The organism is Pseudomonas sp. KU26590 (assembly GCF_026153515.1).
Lineage (GTDB): Bacteria > Pseudomonadota > Gammaproteobacteria > Pseudomonadales > Pseudomonadaceae > Aquipseudomonas.
This window is the reverse complement of the sequence record NZ_CP110644.1, coordinates 2428146-2448983: the sequence shown is the minus strand read 5'-3', so window position 1 is coordinate 2448983 and position 20838 is coordinate 2428146. Positions and strand designations below refer to the sequence as shown.

The 20838-nt window shown below is 59.5% G+C and carries 16 protein-coding genes; 14 read left to right on the top strand and 2 right to left on the bottom strand.

The annotated features are described in order from the left end of the window. Nucleotides 1-57: 57 nt before the first annotated feature. The gene (locus OKW98_RS10900) at nucleotides 58-2253 is read right to left on the bottom strand and encodes an autotransporter outer membrane beta-barrel domain-containing protein (protein ID WP_265389155.1); all 2196 of its coding nucleotides are present in this window, start codon (nucleotides 2251-2253) and stop codon (nucleotides 58-60) included. 322 nt (nucleotides 2254-2575) lie between these two features. Here OKW98_RS10900 and OKW98_RS10895 point away from each other — a divergent pair, with 322 nt between their 5' ends. From OKW98_RS10895 to OKW98_RS10885, 3 genes are all read left to right on the top strand, one after another. After that, nucleotides 2576-4417: a hypothetical protein gene (locus OKW98_RS10895; RefSeq protein ID WP_265389154.1), complete on the top strand. Its 1842-nt coding sequence runs from the start codon at nucleotides 2576-2578 to the stop codon at nucleotides 4415-4417. 49 nt (nucleotides 4418-4466) lie between these two features. Continuing rightward, on the top strand, nucleotides 4467-7412 hold the full coding sequence (locus OKW98_RS10890; protein ID WP_265389153.1) for a hypothetical protein: 2946 nt from the start codon (nucleotides 4467-4469) through the stop codon (nucleotides 7410-7412). A gap of 144 nt (nucleotides 7413-7556) precedes the next feature. Next, complete coding sequence (locus tag OKW98_RS10885; RefSeq protein ID WP_265389152.1) at nucleotides 7557-8054, top strand: hypothetical protein; 498 nt, start codon at nucleotides 7557-7559, stop codon at nucleotides 8052-8054. Here OKW98_RS10885 and OKW98_RS10880 read toward each other — a convergent pair. Continuing rightward, nucleotides 8029-8718: an alpha/beta family hydrolase gene (locus OKW98_RS10880; RefSeq protein WP_265389151.1), complete on the bottom strand. Its 690-nt coding sequence runs from the start codon at nucleotides 8716-8718 to the stop codon at nucleotides 8029-8031. The genes OKW98_RS10885 and OKW98_RS10880 overlap by 26 nt on opposite strands. An 854-nt stretch (nucleotides 8719-9572) precedes the next feature. Here OKW98_RS10880 and ccoN point away from each other — a divergent pair. The 11 genes from ccoN (at nucleotide 9573) to fnr (ending at nucleotide 20822) form a co-directional block, all read left to right on the top strand. Further along, nucleotides 9573-11015 (top strand): cytochrome-c oxidase, cbb3-type subunit I, encoded by a 1443-nt coding sequence (gene ccoN, locus OKW98_RS10875; protein WP_265389150.1) that lies wholly within the window; start codon nucleotides 9573-9575, stop codon nucleotides 11013-11015. Then, nucleotides 11015-11626: a cytochrome-c oxidase, cbb3-type subunit II gene (ccoO, locus tag OKW98_RS10870; protein ID WP_265389149.1), complete on the top strand. Its 612-nt coding sequence runs from the start codon at nucleotides 11015-11017 to the stop codon at nucleotides 11624-11626. Before ccoN ends, ccoO begins: the two co-directional genes overlap by 1 nt. Nucleotides 11627-11631: 5 nt before the next feature. Further along, the gene (locus tag OKW98_RS10865; RefSeq protein WP_265389707.1) at nucleotides 11632-11847 is read left to right on the top strand and encodes a cbb3-type cytochrome oxidase subunit 3; all 216 of its coding nucleotides are present in this window, start codon (nucleotides 11632-11634) and stop codon (nucleotides 11845-11847) included. Further along, a complete protein-coding gene (ccoP, locus tag OKW98_RS10860; RefSeq protein WP_265389148.1) occupies nucleotides 11844-12824 on the top strand; it encodes a cytochrome-c oxidase, cbb3-type subunit III in 981 nt (326 codons plus the stop codon). The genes OKW98_RS10865 and ccoP overlap by 4 nt, the downstream gene beginning before the upstream one ends. Before the next feature lie 56 nt (nucleotides 12825-12880). Beyond that, entirely contained in the window at nucleotides 12881-14311 is a 1431-nt protein-coding gene (ccoG, locus tag OKW98_RS10855; RefSeq protein WP_265389147.1) for a cytochrome c oxidase accessory protein CcoG, read from the top strand. Nucleotides 14312-14323: 12 nt separating this feature from the next. Next, the gene (locus tag OKW98_RS10850; protein ID WP_265389146.1) at nucleotides 14324-14857 is read left to right on the top strand and encodes a FixH family protein; all 534 of its coding nucleotides are present in this window, start codon (nucleotides 14324-14326) and stop codon (nucleotides 14855-14857) included. 25 nt (nucleotides 14858-14882) lie between these two features. Next, nucleotides 14883-17342 carry a heavy metal translocating P-type ATPase gene (locus OKW98_RS10845; RefSeq protein WP_265389706.1) on the top strand — a complete coding sequence of 820 codons (2460 nt, stop codon included), beginning with the start codon at nucleotides 14883-14885 and terminating at the stop codon, nucleotides 17340-17342. Nucleotides 17343-17367: 25 nt separating this feature from the next. Beyond that, on the top strand, nucleotides 17368-17583 hold the full coding sequence (gene ccoS, locus OKW98_RS10840; protein ID WP_265389145.1) for a cbb3-type cytochrome oxidase assembly protein CcoS: 216 nt from the start codon (nucleotides 17368-17370) through the stop codon (nucleotides 17581-17583). Nucleotides 17584-17721: 138 nt separating this feature from the next. Further along, nucleotides 17722-18480 (top strand): sulfite exporter TauE/SafE family protein, encoded by a 759-nt coding sequence (locus tag OKW98_RS10835; RefSeq protein WP_265389144.1) that lies wholly within the window; start codon nucleotides 17722-17724, stop codon nucleotides 18478-18480. Between the two features lie 90 nt (nucleotides 18481-18570). Beyond that, nucleotides 18571-19953, top strand: coding sequence for an oxygen-independent coproporphyrinogen III oxidase (gene hemN, locus OKW98_RS10830; protein WP_265389143.1), 1383 nt, complete (start codon nucleotides 18571-18573; stop codon nucleotides 19951-19953). A 134-nt stretch (nucleotides 19954-20087) separates the two neighbouring features. Further along, on the top strand, nucleotides 20088-20822 hold the full coding sequence (gene fnr / locus OKW98_RS10825) for a fumarate/nitrate reduction transcriptional regulator Fnr (protein ID WP_265389142.1): 735 nt from the start codon (nucleotides 20088-20090) through the stop codon (nucleotides 20820-20822). Nucleotides 20823-20838: the final 16 nt, after the last annotated feature.

Genomic DNA, 20838 nt, shown 5'->3' with positions numbered 1-20838 from the left:
GACTGCATTGCTGCAGCCGGGGCTTCAAAACCGCGTTTCAATCAACTGACGCGAATGTCAGAACGCCAGGCGCACACCTACGTTCGCACCCCAAGGCTGCTCAACATGCTCACCCTTCATGTAATCGAAATCAACGTGTACCTGAAGTCGCTCGGACAACGACACCGACACACCTGCGCCCAGTTCAGCGCGAGAGCCAAAGAGGTCGTTGTCAAAACGCTGACCGTTCACGCTGACGTCATTACTGCGGGAAAACTCGTGGGCCAACGCCACCCGTGCGTAGGGCTTAACAACACCGCCGTCCTTCAGGGCGAAGCTGCGCCCCACGGTACTGCCGACCTTGCCCAGCACCGACTGAGTCTGGTTGGTCCTGGCCTGCATGCCGTTGTCCAGCGTGTAGCGGCTGCCATCGATCCAGACGCTGGACACCTGCGCGAACGGCTCGACGAAATACTCATCGCCCAGCTTTACATGCTTGCCGACTTCCAGCGAGCCGCCCAGCGCCTTGCTGCTGTAGTCGCCTTTGGCTTTGGTGCCATCGCTCATCGCCACCTTGGACTCGTTATGGAACTGGTTGAGTTTCAGCACGCCGTCCAGGTAATAGCCGCCCTCCGACAACCACGTGCCATACGCGCCGACGTAATAGCTGTCGACCTGACCCGAAGTGCCTCGGCCAATGTCCAGATCCGACTTGCTGTAACCGCCCATCAATCCGAGCAACAACTGACCGTTGCCAACCGGCACAGGCGCGTCAGCACCAAACGACAGACCCTGCTGCTTCTGGCTGTAGTCAACGCCGGAATCCAGCGACGCATTGAAGCGACTGCCATAGGTACGCATCCAGCCGCCGCCCTGCTCCTGACCCCGCACTTCCCCCATACGACTGCGCAACGTCGTCAACTCGCTGTTCCACACCGTTGGTGCCGTGTTGAACAACGCCAGCGCACTTTTGGTGGAAGGACTGATCTCCTTGCCGGACCCGACGATGAACCAGTCCGTCCCCTGGCGCTCAAGCGCGTAGGAATACACCCCGAGATCCGCCCGACCGCCCACCAGCCCGAACTCGGCATCCCCGCCTTCGGTGTGAACCACCCGAAGCGGGTCGAACTCGGCGGGGACGGCTTCGGTGCCGGTGTTTTGAATACGCAGACGATGCCTGCCCGAGGCTTCCCCGTTCACGCTGAGCAAATCGCCGGTGCCGTCGTCCAGGTTGATACGCATATCGAAAAGCCCGGAGCCGGACAGCTTGCCCAGCGAAAGCGAATGAAAGCCGTCTCCGGTGAAGCCAACGCTGCCGCCGTCCAAAACCATCGAGCCGATTTCGGTCTGCCTACTCATGAACCATTTCGAGTCGATACCAATGGTCATTAAATTAACCCCAAATACGTTGCCTGTAAGGATTGATCCATTGGTAAGCCCGACATCCAACAAGCTGTCCGGATCAGAATGCAAATCACCAATCAGCTCGCTTTTGTCGGATCTAAAAGACACATGGCCGCCCTTGACAACCTCTAAGATACGACCGTTACCTGCGATTATGGTGGCACCATTTTTAATCTGTATGTCGGTGAAAGCATCATCACCTAAAACATTCTCAACTTTTATGGCAGCTCCCTCGATTGACCTCAAGGCTGCATGTTCAATGATGAGGCTGCCGGTATTGAAAGTTTTGGTTTGTCCAGCGACTCTTCCGGACGAAAGATACGCGCCGTTCTGGAGTCCCACCACGTCACTTTCCTCAGCTATATTCAGCGTACCTCCGAATACTCCGACCCCCCACCCGTACCCTGACGCGTCGGACTTCAATGCGGTGACTGATGAATTCGATATATTAACGGTGCTAAGCGCCACCGAACTAACGGCAAGGCCGCCGCCCTCTATCAAGCTACCAGTGATATTACCGACGCCGCCCTCTTGGACGACGACCGCAACATTCGAATCCCCATGAACAACTGAACCTACAACGTCCAGCCATTTACCAGCAACGATACCCTGTCTCACGAAGCTGCCATCGTGGATGGCAATGGTCCCACCGTATGCTGTGACTCTGTCAACGGTTCCACCAGACACATCCAGCTTTCCGAATGCACCAATCGCATATGAGTCTGGCTGATCATCAGGCCCGAGATAAATGGAGTTGTTGCCGATGTCAATCCGCTCAAACTCTGACGCACCTGCCTGCACGCAGGTGAGAACACTAGCAATACTTAAACCTAAAGATGTCACAACTCGACGTTTAAAAAACTGTTTCAATGCACCCGCTCCTGTAATGAGCGGCGATCATAGGAGCATCACGAATCATCGCTAGATATTTAGTTGGACACAAGAAATAGTCTTCTTCCTATTCAACTGAGTTTTTTTCCTACAGACAAATCCCAGTTTGCCTGTAGGAAATTTCGCAAAATGTAGATTAGGTAATTTAAAAGAAATCTCGCCCTTGACGGCGCTCCAGAAAACCTATTGCTTCAACAGGACTGAAGTGGAGCAATACCTTTCAGGCACGAGAACCTGATCGCTAAAAAAACTTTGGTCAAGGTTCCATTTGCAATCCGAGAAACGAATAACGGTGACTAAAATGTGCAAAACCAGAACACGCTCTACGGCGAAAAGCCCTTATAAAATGCGAAAAGCCGAGCTTGAATTACCGATCCCTCACGTTCCTGTGGCGGACCCCATCGACGGACTTATTAAAACTGAAGATCTGAACGACGATGTGATTATCGAGATTACTATCTGGGAAGGCGCAAAGCCAAATGATTCTCTGCACCTGACCCTCAACGGTTTTAGAGTCGGAAAGCCATACACACTTGATAACCCTATTGAGGGCGCAATCATCGAGCTCGCTATACCTGTGGACACCGAATTGACAACAGATGGCGTCTACGAACTGCGGTATGTAACCAGCTCGTTTCCTGGTGGTAATACGGCGGAATCTCCTGTGGTGGACATCAAAATCGACAGAACCGCACCTGGGGCACACCAGCTCGGATATATGGATTTTCCAGAAGAGGCGAAGGACGGCCTCACCGCGGCAGAACTCGGGGCCATGGGCGACACGCTGACAGGTCGCATCTACGGATATACCGGCTTAACCGGGGGCGACACTATTTTTACTTACTGGGGAAGTATCCCGGGCCCCGAAATTGTCCTCACCGGCAACGAGAATGGTGATAAGCCTATCGAAGTACCTTTTGACAAAGATTTTTTGTTGTCACTCGGAAACAATCCTGGGGCGACGTACTACAAGATTAAAGACCGAGCTGGTAACCTCTCGGCCCCGTCTAGAGAAGTAACCATCCCTTTATTTCTCACCGAAGTCATCACTGATCTTTCGCCTCCAGTCGTTGAGAACTACGACGGTTTAATCGACTACGTAGACGCACTTTCGAATGTGAAGGTGGGTATTCCATCCACCACTATCCTGCAAGATGGGGACGAGATACTTCTACGATGGGGCGCAATTCCGATTGGGCCGTACCCGGTAGACGAAGAAGATTTGAGCGAAGAGTTCGTTCTCATATTCGATGTTGCGTACGCGACCATCGCGCAGGCGGGTGATGGAGTACGTCAGTTGCGTTACGACGTCCTGCGCGACGGGCATCTGGTAGGAGTTTCGGAAACAGTCGATGTAAATGTCAAAATCGAATTGCCTGTACCTGGCCCTCTAGAAAAACCCACCATCAAGGGTGGTAGTAGCACTCCGAGTGCTGAGGACAATGTCATTGACGAAAATGATTTCGAACTTGATGCTACCGTTATTCTCGGCTGGAACGAAAACTTCAACGCCGGCGATAACATTCAAATCTACTGGAGTGGACAAGAGGTTTTAATTCCTCCATACATTATTACCAATTCCGACACTGCTGCAGGACGCCCCCTGCTGCTAACCATTCCAAACTCGGCATTCAAACCTATTGGGACCGGAACCGACATTCGCGTCTACTACACGGTTTCACAAACGGACAATCCTAACCAATCAATTTCTGAAGAACGCGGAATTATCGTGCGATCCAAAGATGAGCTTCCGGGTGGATCTGATGGTTTGGATGCTCCTCAATTTGAGCAACTGAATTCTAATGGAGCCATCAATAGAGAGAATTCTGTAAATGGCGCCCCGGTGTACATCAAGCCATTTCTGAACATCAGCAGAGGGCAAACAATCGTTTTCACATATGAGGCGTACAGCGATCTGGTATCGGATGAGCTCAGTTTCGCATGGACTCATACGTCCGCGCCCCTTACTTCTGAGCAGGTCATAGATGGCTACAGATTCTCCGTCCCCCGCAGCGAACTTATGCGCCACTGCTACGGCCATGCGGAAGCAACTTACCAAGTAATCAGTGACAAAGGTACTGGCAACTCAAAAAGGGCGAGCGCTTACGTCGACCTTCGTGTTGCTGGTGTTTGTACCGCTTAATACATCGGCGGGCCATTGGCCCGCCATCTTTTAGAAGGGAATATCGTACATGCAGATTAACAAGAGCTTCACATTACCAAACCCGACAATTTTGAGCTTTGACCATGCCGGAGTCGGTGATGTCGATGTGGCAGACCCCGCGAAATCATTGGAGGTACTTGTAGGCCCTTTGAAGCTTAGCCCGAAGGACCAGATCGAGCTTTACTGGGGAGCTAACGAAGCCCCCGTATCGTCTTATACACATACATCGGATTCAGCCATTAGTGACGGGATATTTACGCTGCTCGTTGACACCCATTGGATTAAGCCGGGCCTGACTGACGTTAAGTACATCTATACTCCGTTTCCCTCGGCAATCCCTGAGCAGTCCAATGTCATACAAGTATTGGTCAAGCTTGATATTCCGGGAGGCAAGGACCCAAACCCGGCTACGCCGTACGAAAACGAAACTCTGGGAACGCCTACGATCTCCCCACCCGGCATCATCACCTCACCGGAAGGCGTCTCAGTAGAAATCGCCCCTTACGTGAACATGGCTGTCGGCGATGACATCAAGCTTTCATGGCATGGGCAGTTCGTTCGAATGGTCATCACGAGTGAGGCTGAGATCGGTAAGCCCGTCATCATTCAAGTGCCCAAAGGCGCCATCGAATTCGCGGGCAGTTCGGACATGATTGAAGTCCGCTACGAAATCCGCGACGTGGTGAACAACTGGTCGCGCTGGTCACTGCCAACGTATGCGCAGGTGGAAATCGGCCGGGATACGTTGCCTGCACCGGTCGCACCGCAGGCGCCTGACATGGAACTTGATCTTGAAAAGCTGGATGGCGCGCCGGTCCAGATCCTGGTGCTGTCCAACCCCCAGATTGCCAAGGACGATGAGGTCATGTTGTCCGTCGAACGTGAAACGGGTGCTGGCATACCTCTGGACACCTATCGAACGACGAAAGTGGTTCAGAACCCGTTCGGGTTCTTGGACTTTTCGATTCCAAACGATCTTTTCCAACCGATCAGCCAAGGCCGCGCCCGCATCAAATACCGGGTAATGAAAACCACCGGCCAAGCGTTGCTATCGAAAAATCTGCCGTTGAAAATCATCGGGAAGATGATGGAACTGGATCCGCCACGAATCCCCTTGGCCGAGCAAAACGAAGGGGTACTGGATCCGACTGCTCATAACGTGTTGGTCGAGGTACCCCCTTACTACTTCATGCTTCCTGGCCACGACGTCAATCTGGTGTGGATGGGTAAGACGGCGGCCGGCGCGAATGTCATGCATGAGGAGCGTAAGAATCTCAGCCATGGTGACATCGGCAACACGTTGCAGTACGCGATTCCCGACATGAAGGTCAGCGCATTGGCGGGCGGTTCATTGGAGGTTTACTACACCGTTACGTCATTCGAGAGGGAGTTTTTCAAGTCTCCCGTACTGAATGTGCTGGTGGGCGATGACACTGGGGTTTCATTTCCAGCGCCCTCAATTGACGAGCTGGACAGCAGTGGCGTGCTGGACCCGGCGAACATTGCCCTTGAAGCCACGGTACGCATCGCACGGTATCCGGGCATGGCAGTGGATGACCAGGTCACCCTGCATTGGGACGGCCAAGGATCCAGCGGCAGTTACAGTGATTTCACCGTAATTAACAGCGGTACCGTCAGCAGAGAGGTGATTTTCAGGGTCAACAAGCGCTTCGTAGAGGCAAATACAAACAGCGAAGTGACCGCTTGGTACGAAGTCGATCGAGGAACGCAGAAGTTCGTCTCCGCGCAACTGCGATTCCGTGTGGGTAGCATGGTGTACGCGCCGTTGCCCAATCCCACTGTCAAAGAAGCCAAGGGCGACACGCTCGATCCGGCTGATGCACCTGACGGCGCGACAGTCTTAATAGCTTCCGACGCGAATCTGGCTAATGGAGATATCGTTGAAACGCGCTGGAGCGGCCCGAAAGGGAGCGGGACAAAGAACAACGTCATCACCGCCGAGGAGGCATTTCGCGAGCTATCGGTCGTGTTTGCTAGCCAATTGGTGAGTGCAAACGATGGCCAAACGGTCAACGTCTCATACACCGTGCAACGCGCTGCTGGGGTGCAACACTCCGACATCGTGAGCCTGCAAATCATGAGTTCAGTGCTCGAGTTGCCGGCACCTGCCATGGACTCAGTAGGCGCTGACGGAATTTTGCGCCCCACATTGATTCCGGAATCTGGCGCAACTGTTCGCGTCAGTTACCGCAACATGGCGCCTGAGGATCATGTCACCGCTCGCTGGTCTAGCGTCTCGACATTTGATACCGCCACGCAAACTGTTGGAGACCAACAAGCTCTCGTTTTCAACGTGCCTAAATCACAGATCTCTGCAGCTGAAGGCCGTACGGCAATACTGAGCTACGAAGTCATTCGAAACGGCGTACCTCGCCGTTCTGAAGAACTGTCGCTAAGTGTTATCAAAGGTCTGGAATTCGACACATCTCCAGCCACCCTGGACGGAAAGATTTATCTGCTTCCGGCACATCCCGAACTGCTTCCGGTTTTCCCGACCGGAACTACGATCAAGCGGGTAGCAGCTGGCGGCAAACCACCTTATACCTACTCGTCGAGCATGCCGAATGTGGCACATGTTGACGCAACGGGCCTGGTCTCGGTACGCAGCAGAGGCGGCGCAATCATTACGGCGACTGATGCATCTGGAGAGAGAAAAAGCTTTACCGTCTCGGTCACCGGCGTCATCGAATGCCACGGTGTGGGCTCTGGCAATTACACCCAGATGTCCAACGCCGCCAACCGCATCGGCGGGCGTATCCCGAGCATCCACCAGCTGATCGAGATCTATAACGCCTACGGCAACCGCTGGCCGATGGGCAACGCCAATTACTGGTCCTCGACCGTCGCCAAGAACGTGTTGGGCGCGAAGTGGTACTACGTGAAGAACCTCAACACCGGCAAGGATTACAAACTGCTGCACATCAATTCCAGCCTGGGCGTCGCGATTCGCTGATCTGCCACTGTCGTTAGCGATGCAAGCCTCAGACGTGTAAGCAGCACCCCCTTTCAAAGACGTCGTCGTCACCCGACGGCGTCTTATAAATGCGCATCGCACTCCAAACCACTCCTAAAACCCATTCACGGACACCTCAGAAAAATGCCCGCAAAACCTCCTCTCCAACGCCCGCAGGCGCCGGCGGCCCTGGGCACGTTCAGCGCCACCGTCAACGGCCACCCGTTCATCACCCACAGCCTGAGCGCCATGGCGTGCCTGCGCCCGGGCCGGTCAGATCCGCTCACGTGCCGAATCTGGAAGATCCTCGCCACCGGCACGGTTCGCCGGCACCGCACCATGATCGGCCTGTTCATCGACGAAACGGTGCAGCCCGGCAGCTACAACCTGCTGCGCAACGAACAGATCACGGTCATCTATCACCTCACCCCCACGCGGATGGCGAAGATCTATCATTCCCGCGACTTGCAGCAAGGCAACCTGACGCTGCTCGGCTGCGATGCAGCCGCCGGAGCGCTGCACGGCAACTTCGAGTTTGCCGTCCCGACCAAGAACTTCCACGTAACCGAAGGCCTGTTCGACCTGGTCTGTGACCCAAACGCCGAGGAGCACCCCGCTATCCGATCAGCCGGCGCGCCATAAGCTCGGCGATTTCCTGCATGCACGCCTCGACACTGAGGCCCGATGATTTCAACGGTTTGAGGTCGTGGTTGGCCGTCGGCACCCAGTGCACGTCGATGCTCTTCGACAACTCGTACCCTTCAACCGCCTCCCGATTGCCCAACGCATCGCGTTCGCCTTGAACAATCAGCGTCGGCGTCCGCAGTTCCGCCAGGTGCGCGACCCGCGGCTTCTCGGGTTTACCCGCCGCGTAAAACGGATAGCCCAGACAGAACAACCCATCGACTTCCACGTCGTCAGCAATGACGCTGGCCATGCGTCCGCCCATGGATTTGCCACCGATCGCCACTCGCCCGCTCACACCCGCACGCACCGCGGTGTACACCCCATGCCAGCACTCCAGCAACTTCGGTTGGGGGTTGGGAGGCCGTCTGCGCCCGTCGATTCGGCGCTGCGCCATGTAAGGGAATTCAAAGCGCAGCACGCCAATCCCCAGGGTCGCCAGACGGTTGGCGAAGTCGTTCATGAAGTCGCTGTCCATCGGAGCACCCGCGCCGTGGGCGAGAATCAGCGTCGAGGGCGCGTCCGCCGCAGGGCCGGTGGGCGCGTTCCAGATCCAGCCCTGTTCTTGCGCCAAGTGCGCGCAGTGATCGGCCGTTCGCTTCGCCGCGTGTTGTTTGCTCATGCAGGTCTCTTTTACAAAACATCGATCACCCGCCGACTAAGGCGGGCACCACGGCCGCCATTATGCAGCAACGTCGGAGTGTCATGACCCTGCACAATCGCTTGCCCTGTCCCGACAGCAAAGGTTCAGCTCCCAAGCGTTAGTCTGGTGCGGCACTTCGGCAACGAGCACCGAACCCTGAGCGCCCCAACCTGCACACAACCGGGCGGTTTCATCGACGGAATATGCTTTTTGTCCGCTCCGGACGATCACCCGTGACGATCGCCGGCCTTTCTGCCAGCTCGGGCCAAATATTTTTGGGCAGATTAAAGTGCCAATGTCAGCGGCTTTTTGTATACAACTTTGTTGTAGAAACGCTCTCTCGACGCACAGGAACGGCAGGCAGAGAACCGTTTCAGCTATCTCCGGAAATGGTTGATCGCCGCGTCCTGCCAAGGACGCGGCAACTTCATGCCACGCGCGGCCAAGTGTCGCAGGTGCTGCGCCAAAGCCTTCCCTCCGCGATCATTCGCGTCTAAGCTGTGTCCGCACAGTGGACCGGCGACAGCTAGCCACAGGCCCAGCAACAAGATTGTGCCCGGCAACGCACCCCTCTTGCAGACAAGCAGCCCCAGCGCTGTTTTCACCCGCAGGGTTGTATCCAATCCCTCCCACTCACGCGCGCGATCCTGCTCGACCTGTCTTCCTTCCCCCAGGCCACTCAGCCAGAACCCGCTCACGCTTCGGCGACCGAGCCTCTGCGTGCACCGCGTCTATCGCCTTCCTCGATCCCCTCACGCCACTGCGTGACGGGTACGCGCGAACGAAGGCGCGGCTGTGACCACACTAATAAAATACACACCGTGGAACCTGACATGAGCACAGCACCCAGCCCGACTGCTTATAACTACAAAGTCGTCCGCCAGTTCGCCATCATGACGGTGGTCTGGGGCATCATCGGCATGGGCCTGGGCGTCTTCATCGCCTGCCAGCTCGTGTGGCCTGACCTGAATTTCGGTTTACCGTGGACGACATTCGGTCGCCTGCGCCCCCTGCACACCAACCTGGTGATTTTCGCGTTCGGCGGCTGCGCGCTGTTTGGCACCTCTTATTACGTGGTCCAGCGCACCTGCCAGACCCGGCTGATTTCCGACGGCCTGGCGGCCTTTCATTTCTGGGGCTGGCAGGCGGTGATCATCGGCGCCATCGTCAGCCTGCCGATGGGCTACACCACCACCAAGGAATACGCCGAGCTCGAATGGCCGATCGCGATCCTGCTGACGATTGTCTGGATCGCCTACGGCGCGGTGTTCTTCGGCACCATCGTCAAGCGCAAGACCAAACACATTTATGTCGCGAACTGGTTCTACGGTGCATTCATCGTGGTCACGGCGATGCTGCACATCGTCAACCACATCTCGCTGCCGGTGAGCCTGTTCAAGTCGTACTCGGCCTATGCCGGCGCCACCGACGCGATGATCCAGTGGTGGTACGGGCACAACGCCGTGGGCTTTTTCCTCACCACCGGCTTTCTCGGGATGATGTATTACTTCGTGCCGAAACAGGCCGAACGCCCGATCTATTCCTATCGGCTGTCCATCGTGCATTTCTGGGCGCTGATCACCCTTTACATCTGGGCCGGCCCGCACCATTTACACTACACCGCCCTGCCCGACTGGGCGCAATCGCTGGGGATGGTGATGTCGATCATCCTGCTGGTGCCGAGCTGGGGCGGCATGATCAACGGCATGATGACCCTGTCGGGCGCGTGGCATAAGTTGCGCACCGACCCGATTCTGCGCTTCCTCGTGCTGTCGCTGGCGTTCTACGGGATGTCGACGTTCGAGGGGCCGATGATGGCGATCAAGACCGTCAATGCGCTTTCTCACTACACCGACTGGACCATCGGCCACGTGCACTCCGGCGCGCTGGGATGGGTGGCGATGATCACCATCGGCGCCGTCTACCACATGATCCCGAAACTCTACGGCCGCCCGCAGATGCACAGCATCGCGCTGATCAACACGCACTTCTGGCTCGCCACTGTCGGCACCGTCCTCTACATCGCCGCGATGTGGGTCAACGGCATCACCCAAGGGTTGATGTGGCGGGCGATCAACGACGACGGCACCCTCACCTACTCGTTCGTCGAGGCCCTGCAGGCCAGTCATCCGGGCTACATGGTCCGCGCGTTGGGCGGCGCAATTTTCGCCAGCGGCATGCTGTTCATGGCCTACAACGTGTTCCGCACCATTCGCGCAGCCAATACGGAAGAAGCCGACGCCGCCGCGCAGATCGCCGTTGTGGGGGCCCACTGATGATCAAGCACGAAGCACTGGAAAAGAACATCGGCCTGTTGTCGATCTTCATGGTCATCGCCGTGGCGATCGGAGGGCTGACGCAGATCGTTCCGCTGTTCTTTCAGGACGTCACCACCCAGCCCGTCGAAGGCATGAAGCCGCGCCCGGCGCTGGAGCTCGAAGGCCGCGACGTTTATATCGCCAACGGCTGCGTCGGCTGCCATTCGCAGATGATCCGGCCGTTCCGCGCCGAAACCGAACGCTACGGGCATTACTCGGTGGCCGGTGAAAGCGTCTGGGATCACCCCTTTCTCTGGGGTTCCAAACGCACCGGCCCGGACCTGGCCCGGGTCGGGGGTCGCTACCCGGATGACTGGCACCGCGTCCATTTGAACAATCCACGGGACCTGGTGCCGGAATCGATCATGCCGGCCTACCCCTTCCTGGCGGACACCAAGCTCGACGGCACGCTGACCGGCAAAAAGATGGAAGTGCTGCGCAGCCTGGGCGTGCCCTACACCGATGCCGACATCGCCGGCGCGAGCGACGCGGTGAAGGGCAAGACTGAAATGGACGCGCTGGTGGCCTACCTTCAGGGCCTGGGCACCCTCATCAAGAGCAAACGGTGATCGCCATGGACATGGGAACGATTCGAGGCCTGGGCACCGTTGTGGTGATGGTGGCCTTTATTGGACTGGCGTCATGGGTGTACAGCCCGCGGCGCAAGGCGGAATTCGACGATGCAACGCTGCTGCCGTTTGCCGATGACCCCGAGGCGATTGCGCAGGTAAGGCGAGCGCAAGAGCAGACCAAAGCAGAAGCACATACCCCGGGGAGCCCGAAACCATGAGCACCTTCTGGAGCATCTACGTCACGGTGCTGACCCTGGGCACGATCTTCGCGATGGGCTGGCTGCTGCTCGCCACACGCAAGGGCCAGCGCGCCGACACCACCGATGAAACCGTCGGCCATTCTTTCGATGGCATCGAGGAATACGACAACCCGCTGCCCAAGTGGTGGTTCTGGTTGTTCATCGGCACGATCATTTTCGCCCTGGGTTATCTGGTGCTTTACCCGGGCCTGGGAAACTGGACCGGCCTGCTGCCGGGTTACGACTACGCCGACAACGACAAGAAAATCCAGTTTTCCGACGGCACCACGGGCTGGACCGGCGTGCACGAATGGGAAAAGGAGATGGCGCAGTCCGAGGCGCGTTTCGGGCCGATCTTCGCCAAGTTTGCGGCGATGCCCATCGAGGAAGTGGCCAAAGATCCGCAAGCGCTGAAGATGGGCGGTCGGCTGTTCGCGTCCAATTGCTCGGTCTGCCACGGCTCCGACGCCAAGGGCGCTTACGGCTTCCCCAACCTGACCGACGCCGACTGGCGATGGGGCGGCGATGCGCAGAGCATCAAAACCACCATCATGAACGGCCGTCATGCGGTCATGCCGGCGTGGGGTGCGGTGATTGGCGATCAAGGCGTGCGCGACGTGTCAGCTTACGTGCTGACCCAGCTGTATAGCCGCACCCTGCCCGCCGACGCGAACGCCGATCCGGTGGCGGGCCAGAAAATCTACGCCACCACTTGCGTCGCCTGCCACGGGCCGGAGGGAAAAGGCGTTGCCGCACTGGGCGCGCCGGACCTGACCCACCCCGGCGCGTTCATCTACGGTTCCAGCTTTGCCCAGCTGCAACAGACCCTCCAGTACGGCCGCCAGGGCCAGATGCCGGCCCAGGCATTGCTGCAAGGCAACGACCGGGTGCACCTGTTGGCGGCGTACGTTTACAGTCTGTCCCATGGCGAAGCACCGGCGGAAAAGCAGCAATGAAGGATATCGCCGTCGCACACGCTGATGGTTCGGCCCCAAGGGCCTAGGACGCTGCCATGAAAAATCAGATTCCGCTGCACAACGTCACGCCGCCGCCGGATAACGACGGCGACACGGTTGACCTGTATGCCTCGCGGGAGAAGATCTATACCCGCGCGTTCACCGGGGTGTTCCGCAATCTGCGCATGGGTGGCGGCGCCGTGCTGTTCCTGCTGTATTTCGGCACGGTCTGGCTTAACTGGGGCGCGCATCAGGCGGTGTGGTGGAACCTGCCGGAGCGCAAGTTCTACATCTTCGGCGCGACGTTCTGGCCACAGGATTTCATCCTGCTGTCGGGCATCCTGATCGTCAGCGCATTCGGCCTGTTCTTCATTACCGTGTTCGCCGGGCGCGTCTGGTGCGGTTACACCTGCCCGCAAAGCGTGTGGACCTGGGTGTTCATGTGGTGTGAAAAGGTCACCGAAGGCGACCGCCATCAGCGCATCAAACTCGACAAGGCGCCCATGGACGCCAACAAATTCGCCCGCAAGGCTGCCAAGCACAGTCTCTGGCTGTTGATCGGCCTGGTCACCGGCCTGACCTTCGTCGGCTACTTCTCGCCCATCCGCGAACTGCGGGTGGATTTCTTCACCGGCCAGGCCGATGGCTGGGCGTATTTCTGGATCGGCTTCTTCACCCTCGCCACCTACGTCAACGCCGGCTGGCTGCGCGAACAGGTGTGCATTTATATGTGTCCCTACGCGCGCTTTCAGAGCGTGATGTTCGACAAGGACACCCTGATCGTTTCCTACGACCCACGACGTGGCGAGCCACGGGGTACGCGCAAAAAGGAAACGGATTACAAGGCTGAAGGCCTCGGCGATTGCATCGATTGCACGATGTGCGTGCAGGTCTGCCCGACCGGCATCGACATCCGCGACGGCTTGCAGATCGAATGCATCGGTTGCGCGGCGTGCATCGACGCCTGCGACGCGATCATGGACAAGATGGACTACCCGCGCGGCCTGATCAGCTACACCACCGAACACAACCTTTCCGGGCAGGTGACCCATACACTGCGCCCCCGGTTGATCGGCTATGGTCTGGTGTTGCTGGTGATGATCGGCGGGCTCACTGGCGCGTTTCTCACGCGCTCGCTGGTGGGTTTCGACGTCAGCAAGGACCGCGTGCTGTACCGGGAAAACGCCGAGGGCCGGATCGAAAACGTTTACAGCCTGAAGGTGATGAACAAGGATCAGATCGACCACACGTACGTGCTCGACGCCACCGGGCTGCCGGACCTGAGGCTGCAAGGCCGGCGCGAGATCAAGGTGCCCGCTGGCGAAATCATCAGCCTGCCGGTGGAGCTGTCGGTCGCGCCGGAGCAACTGCCCTCGAGCAGCAATGAGGTCAGTTTCATCCTCAGGGAAATCAAGAACAGCGACATTGAGCACAGCGACACTAAAGTCCACGCCAAGAGCCGCTTCATCGGCCCGCCCATTCGCTGAGAGATGTCGGAAATGACCGCAGTCACCGCAGCAAGTCCCTGGCACCGGCATTTATGGCCGTGGATCATCATTGCCATTCTGACCTGCTCGGTGGCATTGACCCTGGCCATGGTCACCATCGCCGTCACCCACCCGGACAACCTCGTTACTGACAACTATTACGAGGCCGGGAAAGGCATCAACCGCTCCCTCGACCGCGAGTTGCTGGGTCAGTCCCTCAACCTGCAAGCCCGCGTGGGCCTCGACGAGCTGACCGGTGAAGTGGATGTGCAACTGAGCGGCGCCAGTCAGCCGGAAACCCTGGTGCTGAACCTGATCTCCCCGACCCAGCCGGACAAGGACCGCAAAGTGGTGATGGCGCGCACGCCTTCGCAGCCAGGGCGTTACGTCGGGCAGCTGGGCGACAGGGTCGACGGCCGGCGCTTCGTCGAATTGCTGGGCGTGGAAAACGGCCAGACCTGGCGCCTGTTCGAGGAAGAACGGATCGTATCCGGGCAGCCACTGACCCTGGGCGACGAGCCGATTCAGGGCGCGGACCGGCATTGACGTGAAAGCCACTCAAACGAAAACCCTGCAGTTTTGCTACCACTGTGCGTTGCCCGTCCCGGCGGACGGGCGCTTCGTGGCTTCGGTGCTGGGTGAGGCGCGGGAATTCTGCTGCCCCGGTTGTCAGGCCGTGGCCGACGCCATCGTCGCCGGCGGCCTGGAGGGCTATTACCTGCATCGCAGCGAAGCGTCGGTCAATCCTCAGGTATTACCGACGCCTTTGGCCGACGAACAGGCCCTCGTTGATCGGCCCGACGTCCAGGCGCCCTTTGTCCGCCATGACACCTCCGCTGGCGATGTTGCCGGCGATGTGGCTGAAACGACGCTGATGATCGAGGGCATCACCTGCGCGGCCTGCGGCTGGCTGATCGAGCGGCATCTGCGCACGCTGCCCGCTGTGGTCGAGGCGCGGCTGAACCTGTCCAGTCATCGCCTGCACCTGCGCTGGCACGACCAGCCATTGCCCTTGAGCGAGGTGCTGTCCGAGCTGCGCAGCATCGGTTACGCCGGCCACCCTTATCAGGCGGATAAAGCGGCCGAGCATCTGGCCCGGGAAAACCGTCGCAGCCTGCGTCAACTGGGCGTCGCCGGGCTCCTATGGTTTCAGGCGATGATGGCAACCATGGCGACTTGGCCGGAATTCAACATCGACCTCAGCCCCGAGATGCACACGATCCTGCGCTGGGTGGCGATGTTTCTGACGACGCCCATCGTGTTTTACAGCTGTGCGCCGTTCTTCAAAGGGGCGCTTCGCGACCTGCGCGCGCGCCATCTGACCATGGACGTTTCGGTGTCCCTGGCCATTGGCGCGGCGTATCTGGCGGGCCTCTGGACGGCGGTCACCGGCGTTGGCGAATTGTATTTCGACGCCGTCGGCATGTTCGCGCTGTTCCTGCTCACCGGCCGTTACCTTGAGCGTCGCGCCCGGGAACGCACCCACTTAGCGACGGCGCAACTGGTCAATCTCCTGCCCGCTTCGTGCCTGCGCCTGAGCTCGGACGGTCAGACCGAGCGCGTCCTGACTGATCAACTGCGTCTGCACGATCACGTGCTGGTGCACCCCGGCGCGCTGTTGCCGGCGGACGGCCGAATCATCGCGGGTCGGTCGAGCGTCGACGAATCGCTGCTCACCGGCGAGTACCTGCCGCAGCCCCGTCAGGTGGGCGACGCCGTCACCGCCGGCACCGCCAATATGGAAAGCGTGCTGACGGTGGAAGTGCTCGCCCTCGGCGCTGACACGCGTCTCTCTGCCGTCGTCCGACTGCTGGAACGCGCACAATCGGAGAAACCGCCCCTAGCGCAAATGGCAGATCGCGCGGCGCAGTGGTTTTTGCTGATTTCGCTGGTGCTGGCGGCGTGTGTCGGCGTGGTCTGGTGGCAGCTCGATGCCGGTCGCGCGTTCTGGATTGTGCTGGCGATGCTCGTCGCCACCTGCCCGTGCGCCTTGTCGCTGGCGACGCCGACTGCGCTGACCGCCGCCACCGGCACGCTGCACAGACTCGGATTGTTGCTCACCCGTGGCCATGTGCTGGAGGGGCTGAACCGGATCGACACGGTGATCTTCGACAAGACCGGCACGCTGACCGAAGGGCGCCTGACGTTAAGGGCAATTCGCAGCCTTGGCGCGCTGAGCAGTGACGACTGTTTGAGCCTGGCGGCGGCGCTGGAAAGCCGTTCCGAACACCCCATTGCTCGCGCATTCGGCAAGACGCCGCTGACCGCTGAAGGGGTGGTCGCTACGCCGGGGTTGGGGCTGGAAGGCGTCGTTAATGGGCGCCCGTTACGCATCGGTCAACCCGCGTTTGTCTGCGCCTTGAGCGGCGTCGCCGTTCCATCGATGCCGCATGAGCCCGGTCAGTGGTTGTTGCTGGGAGATGACACCCAAGCCCTCGCCTGGCTGGTGCTGGATGATCGGTTGCGGGACGACGCGGCGGCGCTGGTCGAGGCGTGCAAACAGCGCGGCTGGCAGACGTTGTTGTTGTCCGGCGACAGCTCGCCCATGGTGTCCAGCGTCGCGACTCAGTTGCAGATCGATGACGCCCGGGGCAGCCTACGGCCGGATGACAAGCTCGCTATTCTTCAACAGCTGCGCGCCGAGGGCCGGACCATTCTAGTGATCGGCGACGGGGTCAATGATGTGCCGGTGCTGGCGGCGGCCGACATCAGCATCGCCATGGGTTCGGCCACCGATCTGGCCAAGACCAGCGCCGATGCGGTGCTGCTGTCGAACCGGCTGCACGTGTTGGTGGATGCTTTTGCCCTTGCTCGGCGCACACGGCGGATCATTCTGGAAAACCTGGCGTGGGCGGGGCTGTATAACGGGCTGGTTCTGCCCTTCGCGGCGCTGGGCTGGGTGACGCCGTTGTGGGCGGCGGCGGGGATGTCGGTGAGTTCGCTGGTGGTGGTGTTGAACGCGTTGCGTCTGACGCGGATGAAGCTGCTTTCTGCAGAATCCATAGCTGCCCATCAGGCGGTGACCCCATGAACACACGAACCTATCCGGAGGCCCGATGCCTGCGCTCTACATCATGATTCCGGTGGCGCTGCTGATTGTGGCGGTGGCGATTTACGTGTTTTTCTGGGCGGTGGACAGCGGTCAGTACGACGACCTGGACGGCCCGGCCCACAGCATTCTGTTCGAAGATCAGGATCCGGGGCACAAGGCCGGGGTGGATGAGGCTTCGGGGAAAGGCAAAGCGGACCATGAGGGGGATCTGACCCAGTGAGTCAGTTGGTTTATGCAGCGCGTTTGAGTAAGCCATCGCGAGCAAGCTCACTCCTACACTGGAATGCGATCCCCTGCAGGCGCGCGCTTGCCCGCGATGACGCCGGCACAAACAGCGCAGGACTTCCAGGTCTCACCGATGTCTGACCTCCTCCCCCAACTCCTCTCCGCCCTTGTCCTGGGCCTGCTCGGCGGTGGCCATTGCCTGGGCATGTGCGGCGGCCTGATGGGCGCGCTCACTTTTGCAATCCCTAAGGAGCAACGCGGACAACGCCTGCGCCTGCTGATGGCCTACAACGTCGGGCGTGTTTTCAGCTACGCCTGCGCGGGATTGCTGATCGGCATGCTCGGCTGGGCCGTCGCCAACAGCCCGGGGGCGATGCTGTTGCGGGTGATAGCGGGGTTGCTGATGATCACCATGGGCCTGTACCTGGCCGGATGGTGGAGCGGCCTGACCCGCATCGAAGGCCTGGGCCGTGGGGTCTGGCGCTACCTGCAACCGATGGCCCGCCGCCTGATGCCGGTGTCGACGATGCCCCGGGCTTTACTCCTTGGGGCGGTGTGGGGCTGGCTGCCGTGCGGGCTGGTTTACAGCACGCTGCTGTGGTCGGCGAGCCAGGGCAATGCGCTGCACAGCGCGTTGCTGATGCTCGCGTTCGGCGTCGGCACCTGGCCAGTGCTGCTCGCCACGGGCCTGGCCGCCGAGCGCATCACCGCCCTGCTCCGTCGGCGCAGCGTGCGCGTGGCGGGCGGGCTGCTGGTGATTCTGTTCGGCCTGTGGACACTCCCCGGCCCGCATCAACAGTGGCTGATGGGGCACACGCCTCACACGATGGGTCACGGAATGAATCAGGGAATGAACCCCACCATCAATCATGCAGGCATGGAGCACGAGTAATCGCTGCCCCCATCCATTGACCCAGATCAACGCCCTCACCTGAGCGCTCCCTACACTGCCCGCACCGCCATCCTTCTCGGGAATGCCCCCATGCTCGACGACCTCCGTTGGGATTCTGAACTCATCCGCCGCTACGATCTGGCGGGGCCGCGTTACACGTCCTACCCCACCGCCGTGCAATTTCATACGCAGGTTGGCGCCTTCGAACTGCTGCAGGCGCTGCGTGACAGTCGCAAGGCGTCACGGCCGTTGTCGCTGTACGTGCACATCCCGTTCTGCGCCAACATTTGCTACTACTGTGCCTGCAACAAAGTCATCACCAAGGACCGCGGTCGCGCCCAGGCCTATCTGCAACGCCTGGAGCGCGAGATCAGCCTGATCGCCGCCCATGTCGATGATCGTCAGGTGGTCGAGCAATTGCACTTCGGCGGTGGCACCCCGACCTTTCTCAGTCACCTCGAACTGCGCCAGCTCATGGCTTATCTGCGCCAGCACTTCACCCTGCTCGATGACCACTCCGGCGACTACGGCATCGAGATCGACCCCCGCGAGGCAGACTGGTCGACCATGGGCCTGTTGCGCGAGCTGGGCTTCAACCGCGTCAGCATCGGCGTGCAGGATCTTGATCCGCTGGTGCAGCGGGCGATCAACCGTTTGCAGAGCCTGGAAGAGACCCGCGCCATCGTCGAAGCGGCGCGCACCTTGCAGTTTCGCTCGGTGAACATCGACCTCATCTACGGCCTGCCGCTGCAGACGCCCGAAGGTTTTGCCCGCACCGTTGACCAGGTGATCGCCCTGCAGCCCGACCGGCTTGCGGTGTTCAATTACGCGCACCTGCCCGAGCGTTTCATGCCCCAGCGGCGCATCGACGCGGCGCAGTTGCCCAGCCCTGAGCAGAAGCTGGAGATGCTCCAGCGCACCATCGAGCAACTGACCCGTGCGGGCTACCGTTACATCGGTATGGACCATTTCGCCCTGCCCGATGACGACCTGGCCATCGCCCAGGAAGAAGGCACGTTGCAGCGCAATTTTCAGGGCTACTCCACCCATGGCCACTGCGACCTGATCGGCCTCGGCGTCTCGGCCCTCAGCCAGCTCGGCGAGCTGTATGCGCAAAACACCAGCGATCTCACCGAATACCAGACCCTGCTGGCCAGCGACCAACTGGCGACCAAACGCGGTCTGCGCTGCAACGAGGACGACCAACTGCGGCGCGCCATCATCGGGCAACTGATTTGCCATTTCCGCCTCGATTTCGCCCCCGTCGAGGAACAGTTTTCCATCCACTTTCGCGAATATTTCCGCGAGCAGTGGCCGCAATTGCTGACCATGGCCACGAATGGGCTGATTCATCTGGGCCCGACAGGTATCACCGTCACGCCGGCGGGACGACTGCTGGTGCGCTCGATCTGCATGGTGTTCGACGGGTATCTGGGCACGCAGAACCGTCAGCGCTATTCCCAGGTGATATAGGCCCAGGTGATACAGAAACGTTCCGCCTGGCGCGGAGGAATCATTTCTGGCCATGGAAGGCGCGTGGTAGTCGCAGGGTTGACCGCTGAGTTACCCTTACGACTTATGTGTGTTTCTGCAAAAGGAATTACCCGATGTCTGAGCCAGTCAAACTGCGCGCTCACACCCAGACCCACTGCAAGGATTGCAGCTTGGCCCCGTTGTGCCTTCCGCTTTCATTGAACATGGAAGACATGGATGCACTGGACGAAATCGTCAAACGCGGGCGCCCGCTGAAGAAGGGCGATTTCCTGTTTCGCCAGGGCGAGAGGTTCGACTCTGTCTACGCCGTGCGCTCCGGCGCGCTGAAGACCTTCAGCCTCAGCGACAGCGGCGAAGAACAACTCACCGGTTTTCACTTGCCCAGCGAACTGGTCGGGCTGTCCGGGATGGACGCCGAGGCCTACCCCGTCACGGCGCAGGCCCTGGAGACCACGTCGGTGTGCGAAATTCCCTTCGAACGGCTGGACGAATTGTCGGTGCAACTGCCGCAATTGCGTCGCCAGCTGATGCGGGTGATGAGCCGGGAAATCCGCGATGACCAACAGATGATGCTGCTGCTCTCGAAGAAAACCGCCGACGAGCGCATTGCCACTTTTCTGGTCAACCTTTCTGCCCGCTTCCGCGCCCGGGGGTTCTCCGCCAACCAGTTCCGCCTGAGCATGTCGCGCAACGAGATCGGCAACTACCTGGGCCTGGCGGTGGAAACCGTGTCCCGGGTGTTCACCCGCTTTCAGCAGAACGAGTTGATCGCCGCCGAGGGCAAGGAAATCCACATCCTCGACCCGATTCAGCTCTGCGCGCTGGCCGGAGGATCGCTGGAAAGCTGATGCATCATGGCCCGGG

What these genes read in the sequence shown, in the direction of transcription:
- OKW98_RS10895 (WP_265389154.1), top strand. Translation starts at nt 2,576, where the DNA reads ATGTGCAAAACCAGAACACGCTCTACGGCGAAAAGCCCTTATAAAATG.
- OKW98_RS10890 (WP_265389153.1), top strand. Translation starts at nt 4,467, where the DNA reads ATGCAGATTAACAAGAGCTTCACATTACCAAACCCGACAATTTTGAGC.
- OKW98_RS10885 (WP_265389152.1), top strand. Translation starts at nt 7,557, where the DNA reads ATGCCCGCAAAACCTCCTCTCCAACGCCCGCAGGCGCCGGCGGCCCTG.
- OKW98_RS10880 (WP_265389151.1), bottom strand. Translation starts at nt 8,718, where the DNA reads ATGAGCAAACAACACGCGGCGAAGCGAACGGCCGATCACTGCGCGCAC.
- ccoN (WP_265389150.1), top strand. Translation starts at nt 9,573, where the DNA reads ATGAGCACAGCACCCAGCCCGACTGCTTATAACTACAAAGTCGTCCGC.
- ccoO (WP_265389149.1), top strand. Translation starts at nt 11,015, where the DNA reads ATGATCAAGCACGAAGCACTGGAAAAGAACATCGGCCTGTTGTCGATC.
- OKW98_RS10865 (WP_265389707.1), top strand. Translation starts at nt 11,632, where the DNA reads ATGGACATGGGAACGATTCGAGGCCTGGGCACCGTTGTGGTGATGGTG.
- ccoP (WP_265389148.1), top strand. Translation starts at nt 11,844, where the DNA reads ATGAGCACCTTCTGGAGCATCTACGTCACGGTGCTGACCCTGGGCACG.
- ccoG (WP_265389147.1), top strand. Translation starts at nt 12,881, where the DNA reads ATGAAAAATCAGATTCCGCTGCACAACGTCACGCCGCCGCCGGATAAC.
- OKW98_RS10850 (WP_265389146.1), top strand. Translation starts at nt 14,324, where the DNA reads ATGACCGCAGTCACCGCAGCAAGTCCCTGGCACCGGCATTTATGGCCG.
- ccoS (WP_265389145.1), top strand. Translation starts at nt 17,368, where the DNA reads ATGCCTGCGCTCTACATCATGATTCCGGTGGCGCTGCTGATTGTGGCG.
- OKW98_RS10835 (WP_265389144.1), top strand. Translation starts at nt 17,722, where the DNA reads ATGTCTGACCTCCTCCCCCAACTCCTCTCCGCCCTTGTCCTGGGCCTG.
- hemN (WP_265389143.1), top strand. Translation starts at nt 18,571, where the DNA reads ATGCTCGACGACCTCCGTTGGGATTCTGAACTCATCCGCCGCTACGAT.
- fnr (WP_265389142.1), top strand. Translation starts at nt 20,088, where the DNA reads ATGTCTGAGCCAGTCAAACTGCGCGCTCACACCCAGACCCACTGCAAG.